Below are 15,972 nucleotides of genomic sequence, written 5' to 3' on the forward strand. Positions count from 1 at the left end.
CGGAACGTCCGGGCGCGCTGATGAAATTCCTGTCGTCGATGGCGCCGAACTGGAACATCAGCCTGTTCCACTACCGCAACCAGGGCGCGGACTACAGCTCGATTCTGGTCGGCATTCAGGTGCCCGGGAGCGACCACGCGGCGTTCGAGCGCTTCATCGAAACGCTCGGCTATCCGTGCTGGGAAGAGACGAAAAATCCGGTCTATCGTCTCTTCCTCGCCTGATCTCTTCGAACCGGAACGCAACGATGGCGCTTTCGCTCGTCGACAAACTGGTGGTCGCAATCTCGTCGCGCGCACTGTTCGACTTCGAGGAAGAGAACCGTGTCTACGAGGCCGGCGACCTGAAGGCTTACGAAGCGTTGCAGCGCGAGCGTCTGAACGTGCCCGCGAAACCGGGCGTCGCGTTTCCGCTGATCCGCAAGCTGCTTGCGCTGAACGCCGGCGATCATCGCGTCGAAGTGGTGATCCTGTCGCGCAGCGATCCGATCAGCGGTCTGCGCGCGTTTCATTCCTGCCGCGAACACGGGCTCGCGATCGAGCGCGGCGTGTTCACGCGCGGCCGCGCGCCGTTCGGTTATCTGAAGCCGCTGAACGCTTCGCTGTTTTTGTCGGCGAATCAGCACGACGTGCGCGATGCGCTCGCCGCTGGCTTCCCAGCCGCACGCGTGTTGCCGGAATCGGCGAAAATGGCGAGCAAATACCCGGACGAAATCCGCATTGCGTTCGACGGCGACGCGGTCTTGTTTTCCGACGAAGCGGAACGCATCTTCCAGCAAGACGGCCTGCGCGCGTTCGTCGGTCACGAGATCGACAACAAGCATCTGCCGCTCGCGGACGGTCCGCTCAAGCCGCTGCTCGAAGCACTCCACCGGCTGCAAAAACTCGCGGACGCGGCCGCGCCGATGCGCATTCGCACGGCGCTGGTGACGGCGCGCTCGGCTCCCGCGCATGAGCGCGCGATCCGCACCCTGATGGCATGGAACATCGAAATCGACGAAGCGATGTTCCTCGGCGGCCTCGACAAAAGCGCATTTCTGCGCGAGTTCGAGCCCGACTTTTTCTTCGACGACCAGATCGGCCACTGCGAATCGGCCCGCGTCGTAACCGCGACCGGGCACGTGCTGAGTGGCATCGTGAACGCATCATGACCCCCGAACAATCCCCGCTCGGCAAGTCCTCGACTTACACCGAACAATACGATCCGACGCTGCTATTTCCGATTGCGCGCAGCCATGCGCGCGAGGCGATCGGCATTACCGCGCGACTGCCGTTTTTCGGCACCGACATCTGGAACGCCTACGAGCTGTCGTGGCTGAACGCGCGCGGCAAGCCGCAGATCGCCGTCGCGACGTTCTTCGTGCCGGCCGACTCGCCGAACATCGTCGAGTCGAAATCGTTCAAGCTGTATCTGGGCTCGTTCGCGCAGACTGCGTTCGACTCGGCCGAGAGCGTGCGCGACACGATCAGGCGCGACGTGTCCGCGTCGTGCGGCGCGACCGTGTCGGTACATCTGAGCACACCGCACGAATTCGGCAAGCTGAAAATGGAAGAATTCGCCGGTCTGTCGCTCGACCGGCTCGAACTCGAGGCGAGCGTCTATCAGCCGGACGCGTCACTTTTGAGCGCCGCGCGCGACGAAGCGCCGGTCGAGGAAACGCTGTTCTCGAACCTGCTGAAGTCGAACTGCCCGGTGACCGGTCAGCCGGACTGGGGCAGCGTGCAGATCCACTACGCCGGCCCGCAGATCGATCACGCGGGCCTCTTGCGATACATCATCTCGTACCGCAATCACACGGGGTTTCATGAGCAATGCGTCGAGCGAATCTTCGTCGACATCATGAAGATGTGCAAACCGCTGAAGCTCGCCGTGTATGCGCGCTACACGCGCCGCGGCGGGCTCGACATCAACCCGTTCCGCACCAACTACAACCTGCCGATGCCGGACAACATGCGGCTCGCGCGGCAGTAACTCCAACGCAAAAAAGCAGCGGTAAACGCGACGAGGGCGCCGCAGGCCATCACGACCTGCGGCGCCCTCGTCACATGAAAGCCATCAAAGCGATCAGGCCGCCGGCTTCTTATAAGCGACGCAATCCACCTCGACCTTGCAGTCGATCACCATCGACGACACCACGCACGCGCGCGCCGGCGGATTCTCGCCAAAATACTCGCGAAACACCTTGTTGAACGACGCGAAGTCGCGCGGATCGTCGAGCCACACGCCGCAACGCACGACGTGCTCGGCGCCATAGCCCGCTTCCTTCAGGATCGCGAACACGTTCTGGATCGCCTTGTGCGATTGCTCGACGATGCCGCCGTTGATCACTTCGCCGTTTTCCATCGGCGTCTGGCCCGATACGAACAGCCAGCCGTCCGCCTCGACCGCGCGCGCGAACGGCATCACCTGACCGCCCGTTCCCTTTCCGCCTTCCACGCCATATCGCTTCATCGTCACACTCCTTAAAAAGTCGGGCACGCGCGGCGCCCTCGCCGCGCGTGCCGCCATCAATCGATAAAAAATCAGAACGCGCCCTGCGCATCGCCCTTCGACGGCGCGCCGCGCGTGACGAACCGGCCAGCCCGCTCGCCCGTCACCGCGCCATCGCGATACGACAGCACGCCGTTGACCCACACCGCGTCGATGCCGGCAGCGGGCTGCTGGGGCTTGTCGAACGTCGCCACGTCATGCACTTTCGCCGGATCGAACAGCACGAGGTCGGCGTGATAGCCGATATGCACTTCGCCGCGTTGCGCGAGTCCGAAGCGGCGCGCGGACAGGCTCGTCATCTTGCGCACCGCTTCCTCGAGCGGCAGCAAAGCGGTATCGCGCGCATAGTGACCGAGCACGCGCGGAAACGCGCCCCACAGCCGCGGATGCGGCAGCGGATCGTTCGGCAGGCCGTCGGAACCGACCATCGTCGCAGGATGCGACAGGATGCGCCGCACGTCGTCTTCGGACATGTTGTGATAGACCGCGCCGGCCGGCTGCAGGCGCTTGCCCGCCTCCTGCTGCGAGACGCCCCATTCGGCCGCGACTTCCTTGATCAGCTTGCCCGCCATTTCCGGATGCGGCTCGGACCACGTGATCGTGATGTCGATGTCGCCTGTCACCTGCTTCAGATCGAGCGTCGACGAGCTGCGGTTGTACGGATAGCAGTCGCAACCGACCGGCTGCCCGCCGCGCGCGCCTTCGAGCGACTTCAGCACCTCGACGCTGCGCCCCCAGTTCGACGGCCCCGCGCACTTCAGATGCGAGATCACGACCGGCACACGCGCATGACGACCGACGCGGTAGGCCTCGTCCATCGCGTCGAGAATCGCGTCGAACTCGGTGCGCATATGGGTCGTGTACAGCGCGCCCGCGGCCGCGAGCGGCTCGGCGAGCGCCATCACTTCCTCGGTCGGCGCGGCGAACGCCGAACCGTATGCGAGCCCCGAGCTGAGACCGAGCGCGCCGTGCGCGAGCGCTTCCTCGAGCTGCGCGCACATGCGCTCGATTTCCTCGGCAGTCGCCGCGCGATCGAGCCGGTCCATCTGGTTGTTGCGCAACGCCGTGTGGCCGATCAGCGCGCCGACGTTCACCGCCGGCCGCGCGGCGTTCACCGCGTTCACATAGTCGGCGAAGGTCGGGTACTGGAACGCGTCGCGCTCGCCGAGCAGGTTCATCGGATCGGGCGGATCGCCCTTCAGCGATACCGGCGACGCGCTGATCCCGCAATTGCCGACGATCACCGTCGTCACGCCCTGGGTGATCTTGGGCAGCATCTGCGGCGAGCGGATCACATGCGTGTCGTCGTGCGTGTGTACGTCGATAAAGCCCGGCGCGAGCGCGCGCCCCTCGGCCTCGATCACCTCTTCGGCGAGCCAGTTCGACAGATTGCCGATCGCGGCGATGCGCCCGTCGCGGATCGCCACGTCGCGCTCGACGGGCGGCGCGCCCGTGCCGTCGTACAGTTGCGCGCCGACGATCAGCGTGTCGGCCGCTTCGGGATGCGAATGCATGGATCAATCTCCTAACGGTTGTCGATCGCCGCCGCCGCGGTGCGCGTCGAGCGCGTGCTTCATGCGGCGCAGCAATTCGCGGCTTTCGTCGCCCTGACTGACGGCAAGTTCGGTGACGAGCACATCGAGCGCCATCATCATCGCGTAACGGGACGACGACGGCTTGTAAATGAAATCGGTTTCGAACGCGACGATCGGGATCAGCCAGTTGGCGAGCTTTGCCAGCGGCGACGCGGGCGCCGTCAGCGCGACCACCGTCGCACCGTAGCTGCGCGCGATCTTGCAGTTCTCGACCATCTCGGGCACGCGCCCCGTGGTGGACAGCGCGATCACGACGCACTCGCGCGACACCGTGCTCGCCACCATGCGCTGCAACAGCCCGTCCTGATAGGTCGCGACCGGGCGGCCGAGGCGCACGAGCCTGAAACGCATTTCGTCAGCGAGCGCGGTCGAGCCGCCGCCCATGCCGAACACGTAGATCATGCGCGCATCGCGCAGCGCGGCCGCCGCTTCGGCGAGCGGCGCCTGGCGCAGCAGTTGATGATTGTGCGCGAGCGCCGTTTGCAACTCGTCGAAGACGCGCGTGGCGATCGGCTCGGGTGCGTCGCTTGCGGTGTCGCGCTCGAGAAACCGCTGACCGACCGCGGCCGCCTGCGCGAGCCGCAGCTTGAGTTCGCGCACGTCGCGGCAGCCGACCGCCTTCGCGAAGCGCGTGACGGTCGCGATGCTGACCTCGGCCTGCTGTGCCAGCGCGCCGATGCTCGCGCGCGACGCGCCGGTCAGATCGTCGAGGATCAGCGCGGCGACCTTGCGTTCGGCCGAGCGCAACTCCGGCGCGCACTCGGCAATGCGCGCGACGATGTCGAAAGCGAGCGGTTCGGCGCTACGGTTCATGGCAGGCGGTGGGGTTCGCGGCACGGCTTTCGCGGCCCTTTCCGGCGGCCTTCGAAACCCATGGTACTAAATAACATTCGTTCAGACATCGTACTTTCGATAACATGGTAAAGTCAAATCTGACTCAATTTACCCGGACGATGGAGCACGGAGACATGAAAGTTACAAACTATCATGGCGCGACGATTGATCCTTATAGCAAGGGCTTGGGCATGGTTCCGGGCACGAGCATCCAGCTGACGGACGCCGCGCGCCTCGAGTGGAACCTGCTCGCCGAGGACGTCAGCCTGCCGGCCGCCGTGCTGTACGCCGATCGCGTCGAGCACAACCTGAAGTGGATGCAGGCGTTCGTTGCCGAATACGGCGTCAAGCTCGCGCCTCACGGTAAGACAACGATGGCGCCACAACTGTTTCGCCGCCAGCTCGAAACCGGTGCGTGGGGCATCACGCTCGCCACCGCTCATCAGGTGCGCGCGGCGTACCACGGCGGCGTCTCGCGCATCCTGATGGCGAATCAGCTGGTCGGCCGTCACAACATGATGATGATCGCCGAATTGCTCAGCGATCCGGATTTCGAATTCTTCTGCCTCGTCGATTCGGCTGAAGGCGTCGAGCAACTCGGCGAATTCTTCACCTCGGTGAAGAAGCCGCTGCAGGTGCTGCTCGAACTCGGCGTGCCGGGTGGACGCACCGGCGTGCGCGACGAAGCGCAGCGCAACGCGGTGCTCGACGCGATCGCGCGCTATCCGGACGTGCTGAAGCTCGCGGGGGTCGAACTGTACGAGGGCGTGCTGAAGGAAGAACCCGAAGTGCGCGCGTTCCTGCAAGGCGCGGTTGCGGTCACTCGCGAACTTGTCGAGCAGGGGCGTTTCGCGCGCTCGCCGGCGGTGCTATCGGGCGCGGGATCGGCGTGGTACGACGTGGTCGCCGAAGAGTTTGCGCAGGCGACGCAATCCGGCAAGGTCGAGGTCGTGCTGCGTCCCGGCTGCTATCTGACGCATGACGTCGGCATCTATCGCAAGGCGCAGACCGACATTTTCAAGCGCAATCCTGTCGCGAAGAAAATGGGCGAAGGGTTGCTGCCGGCCCTGCAATTGTGGGCGTACGTGCAGTCCATTCCCGAGCCGGATCGCGCGATCATCGGCCTCGGCAAACGCGACTCCGCGTTCGACGCAGGCATGCCGGAGCCGGCGCGCCACTATCGCCCGGGCCAGCAAGCGCCGCGCGACATCGCCGCGAGCGAGGGCTGGGAGATCTTCGGTCTGATGGATCAGCACGCGTATCTGCGGATTCCCGCCGGCGCCGATCTGAAAGTGGGCGACATGATCGCGTTCGACATCTCGCATCCGTGCCTGACGTTCGACAAGTGGAAGCAGGTGCTGGTCGTCGATCCGCAGTATCGCGTGAAGGAAGTGATCGAGACGTTCTTCTGATCGGACCACGCCGCGCTGACTGAAGCGCGATCTGTTCCGCTAAAGAAAAAGGCTGTGCGCCCCTGGGCTCACAGCCTTTTTTATCGCCACGCGCGGACTAAAAATCACATGCGCTGCGCCGCCTCGTCGCCAGCGGTCTCCTGCGGCGCGGCGGCCACGGTCGCGGCGCTGGCGTTGGCCGTCACCTCGCCGATGCGCGTCTCCAACATTTTCAGCGCGCTCGACAACGCCGCGAGCGCCTCATCCGGCAACCCGGCCATGGTGTCGTGCAAGAACGCGTTGCGACGCGGCAGGCTCTCTTCGGTCGCGGCGTGGCCCGCTTCGGTCAGACGCACGTTGGTCACGCGGTTATCGCGCGTATCCATGCTGCGCGCGATCCAGCCCAACCCTTCGAGCGCCTTCAGCTGTCGCGTGAGCGCGCCAGGATCGACGCGCAACCGCTCGACGAGCCGCTTCTGCGACGACTCGCCGGCCTGCTCGCGCAGCGCGAGCAGAATGCGCCAGCGTGGCAACGGATGCCCCACCTGGGCCTCGAATGCCGACATGAACGCCCGATACGTGCGACCAAATTGCTGCATGACGGCGACGCGGTCCTGTTCTTCCATAATCTGCCTGTCCAACACCAAGTTCAAAAATCAGTCTGCGTGAATCACCGGCTCGAGCTTGCGCTGCAGCTTGATCGGCGGCACGCGGCGGGTTTGCCACACCGACACGACGGCGATCACCGCGGCCATCGCGAGACCCAGATGAATCGCCCCGACCAGCGCCTCGCGCGCACTTTCGAGCAACATCGCGCCGTTGTGGCCAGCGTGGGTCAACTGGTCGACGAGCGTGGTCTGCGCATCGCGGTTGATCAGGATCTGCGGATCGCCGAGATCGGCGAACCAGTGCGACGCGCCCGCGCCTTCGAGCGCATTGCGCACACCGCTCTTGTACATGTGGGTCACGAGCGTGCCGGTCAGCGCTGTGCCGATCATGCCACCGATCATCCGCAGCGACTGCAGCAGCGCGGTCGCGATGCCGAGGTGTTCGCGGCCCGCGGTCTGCTGCGCGAAGATCGTCAGGTTCGGCATCACGAAGCCGAGCCCGAGGCCGCCGACGACCATGAACGACATCAGCACCCATTGCTGCATCGAACGGGTCGCGACGACGATGCCAAGGCATGACAGCGCGACCATCGCAAAGCCGATGTACAGCATCAGGTTCGGATTCTTCACCCGCGACACGACGCGCCCGTTCGCGATACTGCCGATCGTGATGAACACGACGAGCGGCGTGATCACGAGGCCCGCCTCTTTCGGCGACATGCCGAAGCCGCCCTGGAACAGCAGCGGTGCGTAGAACAGCAGCGAGAACATCGTGAAGCCGCCGAGCACGGCCAGCGTGAACAGCGCGGCCAGACTGCGGTTGCGGAACATGTCGACGGGCAGGATCGCGGTCGGGCAGCGCTTTTCCCATTTCCACAGCGTGACGGCCGACGCGACGGCGAGCCCGAGCAGCGCGAACGCGCTCAGCGTGATGCCGTGCTTCGGCAGCAATTCGACGAACAGCTGCAGTGAGCCGAGCGCGATCGCGATCAGCAGCGCGCCGGGCCAGTCGAGCCGCATTTTGCCGGTATGTTCGACGTGCCGCAGATGCGGCAGGAAACGCCAGACGAAAAACAGCGACAGCAGCCCGACCGGCAAATTCACATAGAACACCGAGCGCCAGCCGTAGTACTGCGTGAGAAAACCGCCGAGCGACGGGCCGACCGCATTGGCGATGCCGAACGCCGAGCTCATCAGCACCTGCCAGCGCAGCCGCACGACGGAATCGGGGAACAGATCGGGAATGCAGGCGAACGCGGTGCCGACGAGCATGCCGCCGCCAATGCCCTGCAACCCGCGCGCGAGCACGAGAAACAGCATGCTGTTGGCCGCGCCGCACAGCACCGAGGCGCCGGTAAACACGACGATCGACGCAATCACGAACGGCTTGCGCCCGTAATAATCGCCAAGCCGCCCGAAAATCGGCACGGTGATCACCGAGGTCAGCAGATACGAGGTTGCGACCCATGCGTACAACTCGAAGCCCCGGAGTTCGGACACGATGGTGGGCAGCGCGGTGCCGACCACGGTCTGGTCGAGCGCGACCAGCATCGTGACGAACGAGATGCCGAGCATGGCCAGCAGGGATTCGCGGAACGGTAAGACTTGCCCACTCGAATGGTGAGCGGCGGTATGGACAGCCATTTTTGATGGAGCAAAAGTTGACGTGTCAAAAGATTGTGGATCATACCATGGTGCGACGCTCCAAGCGGGACGGAACGCGTCTTGCAACGCGGTAGACTGACTTCAAGTAGGCAAGACACGACATGCCAGGGAGGCCCATGCAGCCGAGTTCGCTCGCAACACCATCCTTATCGGAGCAGGACCTCGCCGCGCTGCGGCGCGCGAAACACCAGCTCGAAAGCCCCGCGCTCACGATGAAGCTCGCGAGCGTCGTCGGCGCGCCGATCGAGAAGCTGCTATCGCGCATCCCGGCGTTCGCCAACCAAAAAGTGTCCGATGCGACGCAGGCCGCGTTGCGCAAATGTCTGTCGATCGCGCTACGCACGCTCGGCCGGCGCGACGACGCCAGGCTTCTCGCGCCCGACAAACCGAACAACCTGCTGCACAAGTTCGCGGTCGCGACCACCGGCGCGGCCGGCGGGGCGTTTGGATTGATCGCGCTGCCAGTCGAGCTGCCGGTCACGACTACGCTGATGTTCCGCTCGATCTGCGACATCGCGCGCAGCGAGGGCGAGGACCTGACCTCGGTCGACACGCAGCTGCAATGCCTGACCGTGCTCGGCATGGGCGGTACATCGAGCGAGGACGACGACGCCGACCTCGGCTACTTCTTCATGCGCGGCGCGCTAGCGCAGGCGGTGTCGAGGGCGTCGTCCGAGGTGGCCAGCAAGGGCTTCACGACTCACGGCTCGGCGGCGCTGCTGCGGCTGCTCAACGCGATCGCCGCGCGCTTTTCGGTGCAGGTCAGCGAACAGATCGCTGCCAAATCGATTCCCGCGATCGGCGCGGTGCTCGGCGCGATGGTCAACACCGTGTTTATCGATCACTTCCAGCAGGTCGCGCACGGGCACTTCACCGTGCGGCGGCTCGAGCGGCAATACGGCCAGCAAACGATCGAAGCCGTCTATCGGACGCTCGACGTCACGCTCGACGCCTGAGCCCTGTTCGCGGCGCGGCTCGTCGCGCGTCGCACGAACGCGGCCGCGCGATCGAGCGCGCGGTTCGCCTCCGGCATGAACGGCGCGAACATCGGCCACACGTGCGGCAGGTTTTTCCACACCTCGCATTCGCAATCGACTCCTGCCGCGTGCGCATGGTCGGCGACGCGGCGCGCGTCGTCGAGCAGCACCTCGGTGCTGCCCGCCTGCAAGAACAGCGGTGGCAGACCGCGCAGGTCCGCGTAGACCGGCGACGCGTACGGATGCGTGGCCGGCGCGTCGCCGAGATAAACCTTGGCCGCGCGCTCGATCGAGGCGCCACAGAACATCGGATCGACGCTGTCGTTGGTGCGCAGGCTCGCGCCGGTCGTCGCCAGATCGGTCCACGGCGAGAACAACAGGCCGCCAGCGGGCATCGGTGCGCCGGCGTCGCGCAGCGCGACCAGCGTGGCGAGCGCGAGGCCGCCGCCGGCCGAGTCGCCGGCGACCACGATCGAGCTCGGTGCGATGCCCATCGCGAGCAGCTGTCGATAGGCGGCGGTGGCGTCCTCAAGCGCGGCCGGAAAGCGATGCTCGGGCGCGAGGCGGTAGTCGAGGGAGAAGAGCCGCGCGTCTGCGCGGGTAGCGAGAGCGAACGTTAGCGACCGATGCGTGCGCGGCGAGCAGAAGTAGTAGCCTCCACCGTGGCAATACAGCACCGTCGGCTCCGCGCCGCCGGCCGTGCCGCCGTCCACGCGTTCCAGCCATTCGCCGACGAGCGGCGCCTCGCCCGCGCCATACGTTTCGCGAAGATGCCAGCCGCGCGGCACGCGTGGCGACCACACCCGCTTCGAGGTCAGCGCGCGCGCCCGCTCGACGTTGATAGACGGCTTGAGGGTTTCGGGCCGGAACTGCCTGCGCAAATACCAGCAAGCGAGCGCGCTTTGCCAGCTCATCGGGACATGCTCCTTCGTTGAAGTCCCGTCATGGTACGGGCGGTGGCGGGGGCGCCGTTGGTTGGCGGGTTCTAACGGTGTGAAGCTGCTTTTGGCCGCGGCACGCGCGCTCGGCCCACGCGAGGCCCGCGCCTAGTTCGCCGGCAACACCTGCCCGCGAATTTCGCCCGTCGGATTCTGCGCGGTATGAACATTGAAGTACCACTGCCCCGCCATCAGATCCGTGACCTGCTGCTCGGTCAGCTTCGCCGTGCCTTTGATCGGACTCGCGAGGCCATTCTTCTCGATCGGCACCTGGACCTTCGCGTTCTGGCCAACCGGCGCGGGACCGTGGAAATGCGCCGCGGTGACCGGACTGCTCAAGCCTTCGTAAGTAACAGTCCACTGCAGCGATTGGGTGGACGTGTCGAAGGTCGCATTCAGCATGCCGTGCCCGCGACTCACGCGCGGCGGCACTTCGCTCGACGGCTGGAGATTCGCCTTCAGCGCAACCGTATCCGCGAACGCAGCGCCCGACGCAAGCGCCCACACCACCACGGCCAGATTCAATTTTCGCAGCGAAATCATGGTCTTCTCCGGACATTGACGCGCCGCCGCGGCACCCGTGTCGGCCGTGCGGAGCTTCCACATACTAGTGCAAATCATTTGGAGCCGGTGAGGTTGGGATGGTGGCTTGCGCGGGCCGCTTTAATTCGAACCGGACTGTGATTAAAACAGAAGGCAAGGTGCGCAATGCGCACAGGCGTTCGTCGCGATATGCCTAAAATACCGGCAAAAACGTAGTGCGAAATCGTTTTAATCGATTTAATCAAAAAGTTAATTGCGCGATTTGCAATGAATAAATGACGCCGTTCCTGGTATGCTTCGATTTGCGAGAAGTGACTCCTTCATCGAAGGATGTCTCCAAATCTTTAACGCGGCTTCGGCCGCGTTTTTTTTCGTCCCGATTTTGGTCGCGCCCGTTTGAATCGGCCGCGTATTCGCGCGAGGTCACCGCCCGCCGCCCGCTAGGCGAGCAATGCGGCCTGCTGTTCGATGCCATCGAGCATCGCCTCGCATTGGCGGATTAGCGCATGCCCCTCGTTACGCAACTGCTCGGGCGACTTCGCGACAATGTCGCGACGATAGGCTTCGAGCGCGTGTACGAGTGGCTGATACCGCAGCACGCTGGCCGCCCCCATCACCCGATGCAGCCACTCGGGCACCCGCCCCGTGTCCGCGCGTTCGAGTAACGTCGCAAGCGCGTTGAAGTCTTCGCGCATCGACGAGATGAATGAACCGAGCAACGCCTTGACCGTCGACTCGCTTCCCCATAACTGCGTCATGTGTGCTAGTTCGATGGGCACGTACGGTTCGACACCGACGCGCTGCGTGATCTGCCGCTCGCCGGCCGGCGCAGACGATTCGCGACCGCATGTTTCTGCCGGCGCGGGGTGCCGAACGGTGTCGGTGCCAAACCAGTGGCTCAGGTAGTCGCGCAACGTGGCGAGCCGAGTCGGCTTGATCAGACTGTCGTCCATGCCGGCTTCGCGGCACAGCCTCAGGTCGTCGGGCGCGGTGTTGGCCGTGATGCCGAGTATCGGCAGACGCTGCGCGCCGCCGCGCAGTGCCTCCGCTTCGCGGATACGGCGAGTCAGTTCGTAACCGGACAGGTTCGGCATGTGACAGTCCGTGATCAGGCAGCCATAGCTCGTGCGCTCGAGCGCGAGAAGCGCTTCGGCGCCGTCGTTCGCGACGTCGCACGCGAACCCCAGCAGGGCGAGTTGATGGCGGATCAACTCCTGATTGACTGGGTGATCTTCCGCGACAAGAATCAGTCGCCCGCTCGCGATCGCGCGTTCACGATCAGGCGGCGGCGCGACGCCATCGGTCGAGAACGGCACGCCTCGCGCTCGCGGTACCATCGGGGACATCGACGACAGGCCCGTCATCGCGGCCGCGCATGCGGCGCCGAGGCCGCGCCACGAAATCGGATTGATGCTCACGCGCACCTTGTCGTCGAGGATGCGGTAACCCGTCGGCATCGGCTTTTCGGTCAGCGTGACGACACGCGCATTTGCGCCGATCTGTACGGGCAACGTGACGTCCTCGCCGACGAACAGCAGATCCGCGCGGCTCAGCAGGTCGCTTTTGCCCTGCGTCGCCGCAGCGGCCGAGAGGCTGCGCAGTTCGAGCCCGAGCGCCTCGCCGAAGTGTGCGAGAGCGCGGCCGATGCGCGGATCTCGCGTGATCACGACGGCGCGTTTGCCGCGCAGACCGTTGATCGAATAGCGCCGTTCGACGATCGGCATCGTCAGCCGCACGATCATCCTCGTGCCGTGGCCCGGTTCGCTGCGCAGCGCGAGCGTGCCGTTCATCAGGTCGATCAGCTTGCGGCAGATCGTCAGCCCAAGGCCCGTGCCGCCGAAGCGCCGCGTGGTGGACGACTCAGCCTGCACGAACGGCTCGAACAGGCCCGCCTGCACATCCGGCGCGATGCCGATGCCGGTGTCCTCAACGGTCAGCTCCAACGTCTGCGAGTCCGCGCGATCCTGGACGACCGCCACGCTCACACCCACCTCGCCCTTCGGCGTGAACTTGATCGCATTGCCAAGCAGATTGAACAGAATCTGGCGCAGACGCACGCTGTCGCCGCGGAGCGTCGCGGCGGCGTCGGTCGCGATGTCGACGCGCACTTTCAGCCCTTTTTCGTGGGCGCGCCCCGCGAGCAGGCCGACCGCGTTATCGACGAGTTCGCGCAGATCGATCGGCTCGGCTTCGAGCGTGAGCCGCCCCGCCTCGATCTTCGAATAATCGAGCAGATCATCGAGAATCTGCAGCAGCGCGCCCGCCGACTCATGGATCATGCCGAGCATTTCGCTCTGATCGGTACTGAGCGGCGTGCGCTCGAGCACTTCGACGAGACCGAGCACACCGTTCATCGGGGTGCGGATTTCGTGGCTCATCATCGCGAAGAAGTCGTCCTTCGCGCGCGAGGCCGCCTCGGCCACGTCGCGTGCCCGCGCGAGTTCCTCCGAACGCGCGCGCTCGACGCTCGCATCGACCCAATAGCCGCTCCAAACGACGCTGCCATCGGCTTCTTGCCGCGGCACCAGCTCGGCCCGCATCCACTTTAGTTGACCGGCGTTTTCCAGGCGGAACTCCATATGCACGGGGGAGGCGCAGCTCGCGGAACGCTCGAGCTCGGCGAGAACGCGCGGCCGATCCAGCTCCGACACTCGTTGGAAATCGACCCGTGCCCCCCCATGCCAATCACCCTCGCCGAGCAGATGCCGCGTGTCGCCGCCGATGTACGGAAAGGAATACGCGCCGGACGGCGAGCGCCGCAACTGGAACACGACGGCGGGCAACGAGCGCGTGACGTCGAACAGGCGCCGTTCGGTTTCGCTCGCGCGCATTTCAGCGCGCCGGATGTCGGTGATGTCGACCATCGTGCCAAGCACGTACGCCGGCTGCCCATCGCTGGCCTCGCAGACGCTCGTCCAGAAAATCCCATGCCGCGTCTCGCCAGCGCCGTCCTCGAACTCGAGTTCGACTTTCGCGATGCCGCCGCCGCGCAGGATCTCGCCCGTGATGTCGTCGAGCACGCGGCTGTTTGCGTCGCCCCATGTGCCGACCTCGGTCGTCGTGCGCCCGAGCACGTCCTTCCGCTCCAGCCCGCACGCTTTCTCATAGGCCTCGTTGATCGCGATGTACCGTCCGTCCAGGCCTTTCGCGATGAGCGGATACGGCACCGTCTTCATCATCGTTTCCTGGAAGTTCAATTGCAGTGCGAGTTCGCGCTCGGTCTGCTTGCGTAGCCGGACTTCGCGTTGCAGCAGCACGTACGCGCGCAACGTGACCAGCAGCACGACGCCGATGCCGATCAGCACCGGCAGCAGCCGCACCGCAGTCACGCTCCATACGGCGTTGTCCGGCGCGGCGGGACTCACCCACTTGCGCCGGATGCGCTGCTTTTCAGCTGCCGGCATCGCCTGCAACGCGCGATCGATCAGCTTGACGAGCGGGCTCAGATCCTCGCGCACAGCAAAATACAACGAGTCGGATTCGCCGAGCGAGTCGAGCACCCTGAGCGCGCCGACGTGGTGCTGCCGCAGTTGCACGTTGATCGCGGCAGCGTTGCCGACCAGCACGTCGGCCTCGCCGCTCGCGACCATGCGCATCGCCTCGCCCAGGCTCGCCGCGACGACGATGTGATCGACCGGCACCGTTTCCAACGCGAGCGGCACCGAGCCGGCCACATGCGGCGACATCACGACGCGGCACGACGTGATGTCGTCGAACGAGCATGGGGGCGGCGCGCCACTGCGCCCGACGATCACCAGCGGATCGCTCTCGTATACACGGCTATGGTCGGCGCCTACCAGAAGCGCGGCGCGACTCGATGTGGAGGACAGCATGGCGAGGTCGCCACGCTGGAACGCCTCGACGGCGGCGGCCCAGTCGGCCATGCGCGCGCGGTTGAACACGACACCGAGCGTGCTGCTCAGGTACGTGAGGTAATCGGCGGTCAGACCGACGGGGCGGCCTGCGGAATCAACATAGCTGAACGGCGCCCAGTCGTTGTCGAAGCCGACCTGCAACGGCGGCAGCGAACGCAGCCAGTTCTTCTCTTCCGGCGTCAACGTGAAGCATGGTGCATGCGGCGCGGGCGCCGCGTTGAAGTTGCCGGACAGCCAGCGCGCGCGTATCGCGGCGGCCTCGGCGGGATTCATCGACACGAGCGCGCGGTTTAGCTGATCGCGCAAAGCAGGTTGGCGAGGCGATACGGCAAAGCGCAGGTCGAGCGCTTTGCCGCCTTGCTCGAACGCTACGCGCAGATTGCGATACGCGTCGGTCGCCAGTTCGTATTGCACGACCGGCGTGAAGCCGAAGTAGACGTCTGCATCGCCATGCAGTAGCGCGTTCAGCGCTTCGTGCGTGCTCGCGAACGGGACGATACTCGCGCGAGGAAAACCTGCGCGCAACAAACGCTCACGCGCAAAACCGCGCTCGATCGCGATACGCGCGCCGGTGAGGTCGGTGGGGTTCACATGCCGGGCGTCGTCGCGACGCACGACGGCCGAGGCGAACGAGTGGAAGTAAGGAGCCGTAAAGCTGAGGCAGCGCTCGCGCTCCGGCGTGCGCGCTATGCTCGTCAGCAGGTCGACCTCGCCGGCGCAAGCCGCGGCGACCAGCTTGGCCATGTCGGGAAAGCTCTTCGTCTCGATGACGACGTTCGGCCCCACGAGCGCGCGCAACAGGTCGCCGCTGACGCCGGCGAGCCGGCCGCCCAGCGGAATGTCGAACGGCGCCCAGCCTCCTTCGAGAATGCCGACCGTCAATCTGGCAGGAAATGCAATGGATGACGACGCGGAAGAACCCGCCCCCACTGCGGAAATTACGGGTGACTGTGACGCAGCGCCGGCAGGTCCGGCCATGCAGACCGCATCCGTAACCGCCAGCAGGAAAAACGCGAGCCAATGCGTCATCGAGTGGCGCGGCGAGCGCGGCCAAAG

At 65.3% G+C, this 15,972-nt stretch carries 12 protein-coding genes and 1 pseudogene; 5 read left to right on the forward strand and 8 right to left on the reverse strand.

Translation table 11 applies throughout. The features are described 5' to 3' along the window. The 3 genes and pseudogenes from F6X40_RS17520 to queF form a co-directional block, all read left to right on the forward strand. Window positions 1-224 (forward strand): annotated as a pseudogene (locus F6X40_RS17520) (threonine ammonia-lyase, biosynthetic); the annotation flags it as partial. Window positions 225-247: 23 nt separating this feature from the next. Next, window positions 248-1,150 carry a 5'-nucleotidase gene (locus F6X40_RS17525; RefSeq protein ID WP_184067104.1) on the forward strand — a complete coding sequence of 301 codons (903 nt, stop codon included), beginning with the start codon at window positions 248-250 and terminating at the stop codon, window positions 1,148-1,150. Continuing rightward, the gene (queF, locus tag F6X40_RS17530) at window positions 1,147-1,971 is read left to right on the forward strand and encodes an NADPH-dependent 7-cyano-7-deazaguanine reductase QueF (RefSeq protein ID WP_184053835.1); all 825 of its coding nucleotides are present in this window, start codon (window positions 1,147-1,149) and stop codon (window positions 1,969-1,971) included. Before F6X40_RS17525 ends, queF begins: the two co-directional genes overlap by 4 nt. A gap of 93 nt (window positions 1,972-2,064) precedes the next feature. Here the strand turns inward: queF and F6X40_RS17535 are convergent, their stop codons facing one another. The 3 genes from F6X40_RS17535 to F6X40_RS17545 all read right to left on the reverse strand — a co-directional run bounded on the left by F6X40_RS17535 (window position 2,065) and on the right by F6X40_RS17545 (window position 4,898). Beyond that, on the reverse strand, window positions 2,065-2,451 hold the full coding sequence (locus F6X40_RS17535) for a RidA family protein (protein ID WP_008923846.1): 387 nt from the start codon (window positions 2,449-2,451) through the stop codon (window positions 2,065-2,067). Between the two features lie 71 nt (window positions 2,452-2,522). After that, window positions 2,523-4,004 (reverse strand): N-acyl-D-amino-acid deacylase family protein, encoded by a 1,482-nt coding sequence (locus F6X40_RS17540; RefSeq protein WP_187628711.1) that lies wholly within the window; start codon window positions 4,002-4,004, stop codon window positions 2,523-2,525. Between the two features lie 3 nt (window positions 4,005-4,007). After that, entirely contained in the window at window positions 4,008-4,898 is an 891-nt protein-coding gene (locus F6X40_RS17545) for a MurR/RpiR family transcriptional regulator (protein WP_090802984.1), read from the reverse strand. A gap of 155 nt (window positions 4,899-5,053) precedes the next feature. Between F6X40_RS17545 and F6X40_RS17550 the strand changes: the two genes are divergently transcribed. Further along, window positions 5,054-6,331, forward strand: a complete 1,278-nt coding sequence (locus tag F6X40_RS17550) for an amino acid deaminase (RefSeq protein ID WP_184067098.1) — start codon at window positions 5,054-5,056, stop codon at window positions 6,329-6,331. Window positions 6,332-6,435: 104 nt separating this feature from the next. Here the strand turns inward: F6X40_RS17550 and F6X40_RS17555 are convergent, their stop codons facing one another. Further along, complete coding sequence (locus F6X40_RS17555) at window positions 6,436-6,936, reverse strand: MarR family winged helix-turn-helix transcriptional regulator (protein ID WP_187628712.1); 501 nt, start codon at window positions 6,934-6,936, stop codon at window positions 6,436-6,438. Between the two features lie 30 nt (window positions 6,937-6,966). Further along, window positions 6,967-8,562, reverse strand: a complete 1,596-nt coding sequence (locus F6X40_RS17560) for an MDR family MFS transporter (protein ID WP_184027056.1) — start codon at window positions 8,560-8,562, stop codon at window positions 6,967-6,969. Window positions 8,563-8,699: 137 nt separating this feature from the next. Between F6X40_RS17560 and F6X40_RS17565 the strand changes: the two genes are divergently transcribed. Continuing rightward, on the forward strand, window positions 8,700-9,539 hold the full coding sequence (locus F6X40_RS17565) for an EcsC family protein (protein WP_187628713.1): 840 nt from the start codon (window positions 8,700-8,702) through the stop codon (window positions 9,537-9,539). On the opposite strand, the gene F6X40_RS17570 is transcribed toward F6X40_RS17565, so the two are convergent. The 3 genes from F6X40_RS17570 to F6X40_RS17580 all read right to left on the reverse strand — a co-directional run bounded on the left by F6X40_RS17570 (window position 9,506) and on the right by F6X40_RS17580 (window position 15,894). Next, on the reverse strand, window positions 9,506-10,474 hold the full coding sequence (locus F6X40_RS17570) for an alpha/beta hydrolase (protein WP_184027049.1): 969 nt from the start codon (window positions 10,472-10,474) through the stop codon (window positions 9,506-9,508). The genes F6X40_RS17565 and F6X40_RS17570 overlap by 34 nt on opposite strands. 132 nt (window positions 10,475-10,606) lie before the next feature. After that, window positions 10,607-11,041, reverse strand: coding sequence for a CHRD domain-containing protein (locus F6X40_RS17575; RefSeq protein ID WP_184067086.1), 435 nt, complete (start codon window positions 11,039-11,041; stop codon window positions 10,607-10,609). A 440-nt stretch (window positions 11,042-11,481) separates the two neighbouring features. Continuing rightward, window positions 11,482-15,894 carry an ATP-binding protein gene (locus F6X40_RS17580; protein WP_410452420.1) on the reverse strand — a complete coding sequence of 1,471 codons (4,413 nt, stop codon included), beginning with the start codon at window positions 15,892-15,894 and terminating at the stop codon, window positions 11,482-11,484. Window positions 15,895-15,972 lie beyond the last annotated feature (78 nt).

The organism is Paraburkholderia sp. UCT31, assembly GCF_014397655.1.
GTDB lineage: Bacteria > Pseudomonadota > Gammaproteobacteria > Burkholderiales > Burkholderiaceae > Paraburkholderia > Paraburkholderia tuberum.

Excerpts from the sequence above, each read along its gene's own strand:
- F6X40_RS17525 (WP_184067104.1), top strand. The coding sequence starts at position 248 with ATGGCGCTTTCGCTCGTCGACAAACTGGTGGTCGCAATCTCGTCGCGC.
- queF (WP_184053835.1), top strand. The coding sequence starts at position 1,147 with ATGACCCCCGAACAATCCCCGCTCGGCAAGTCCTCGACTTACACCGAA.
- F6X40_RS17535 (WP_008923846.1), bottom strand. The coding sequence starts at position 2,451 with ATGAAGCGATATGGCGTGGAAGGCGGAAAGGGAACGGGCGGTCAGGTG.
- F6X40_RS17540 (WP_187628711.1), bottom strand. The coding sequence starts at position 4,004 with ATGCATTCGCATCCCGAAGCGGCCGACACGCTGATCGTCGGCGCGCAA.
- F6X40_RS17545 (WP_090802984.1), bottom strand. The coding sequence starts at position 4,898 with ATGAACCGTAGCGCCGAACCGCTCGCTTTCGACATCGTCGCGCGCATT.
- F6X40_RS17550 (WP_184067098.1), top strand. The coding sequence starts at position 5,054 with ATGAAAGTTACAAACTATCATGGCGCGACGATTGATCCTTATAGCAAG.
- F6X40_RS17555 (WP_187628712.1), bottom strand. The coding sequence starts at position 6,936 with ATGGAAGAACAGGACCGCGTCGCCGTCATGCAGCAATTTGGTCGCACG.
- F6X40_RS17560 (WP_184027056.1), bottom strand. The coding sequence starts at position 8,562 with ATGGCTGTCCATACCGCCGCTCACCATTCGAGTGGGCAAGTCTTACCG.
- F6X40_RS17565 (WP_187628713.1), top strand. The coding sequence starts at position 8,700 with ATGCAGCCGAGTTCGCTCGCAACACCATCCTTATCGGAGCAGGACCTC.
- F6X40_RS17570 (WP_184027049.1), bottom strand. The coding sequence starts at position 10,474 with ATGAGCTGGCAAAGCGCGCTCGCTTGCTGGTATTTGCGCAGGCAGTTC.
- F6X40_RS17575 (WP_184067086.1), bottom strand. The coding sequence starts at position 11,041 with ATGATTTCGCTGCGAAAATTGAATCTGGCCGTGGTGGTGTGGGCGCTT.
- F6X40_RS17580 (WP_410452420.1), bottom strand. The coding sequence starts at position 15,894 with ATGGCCGGACCTGCCGGCGCTGCGTCACAGTCACCCGTAATTTCCGCA.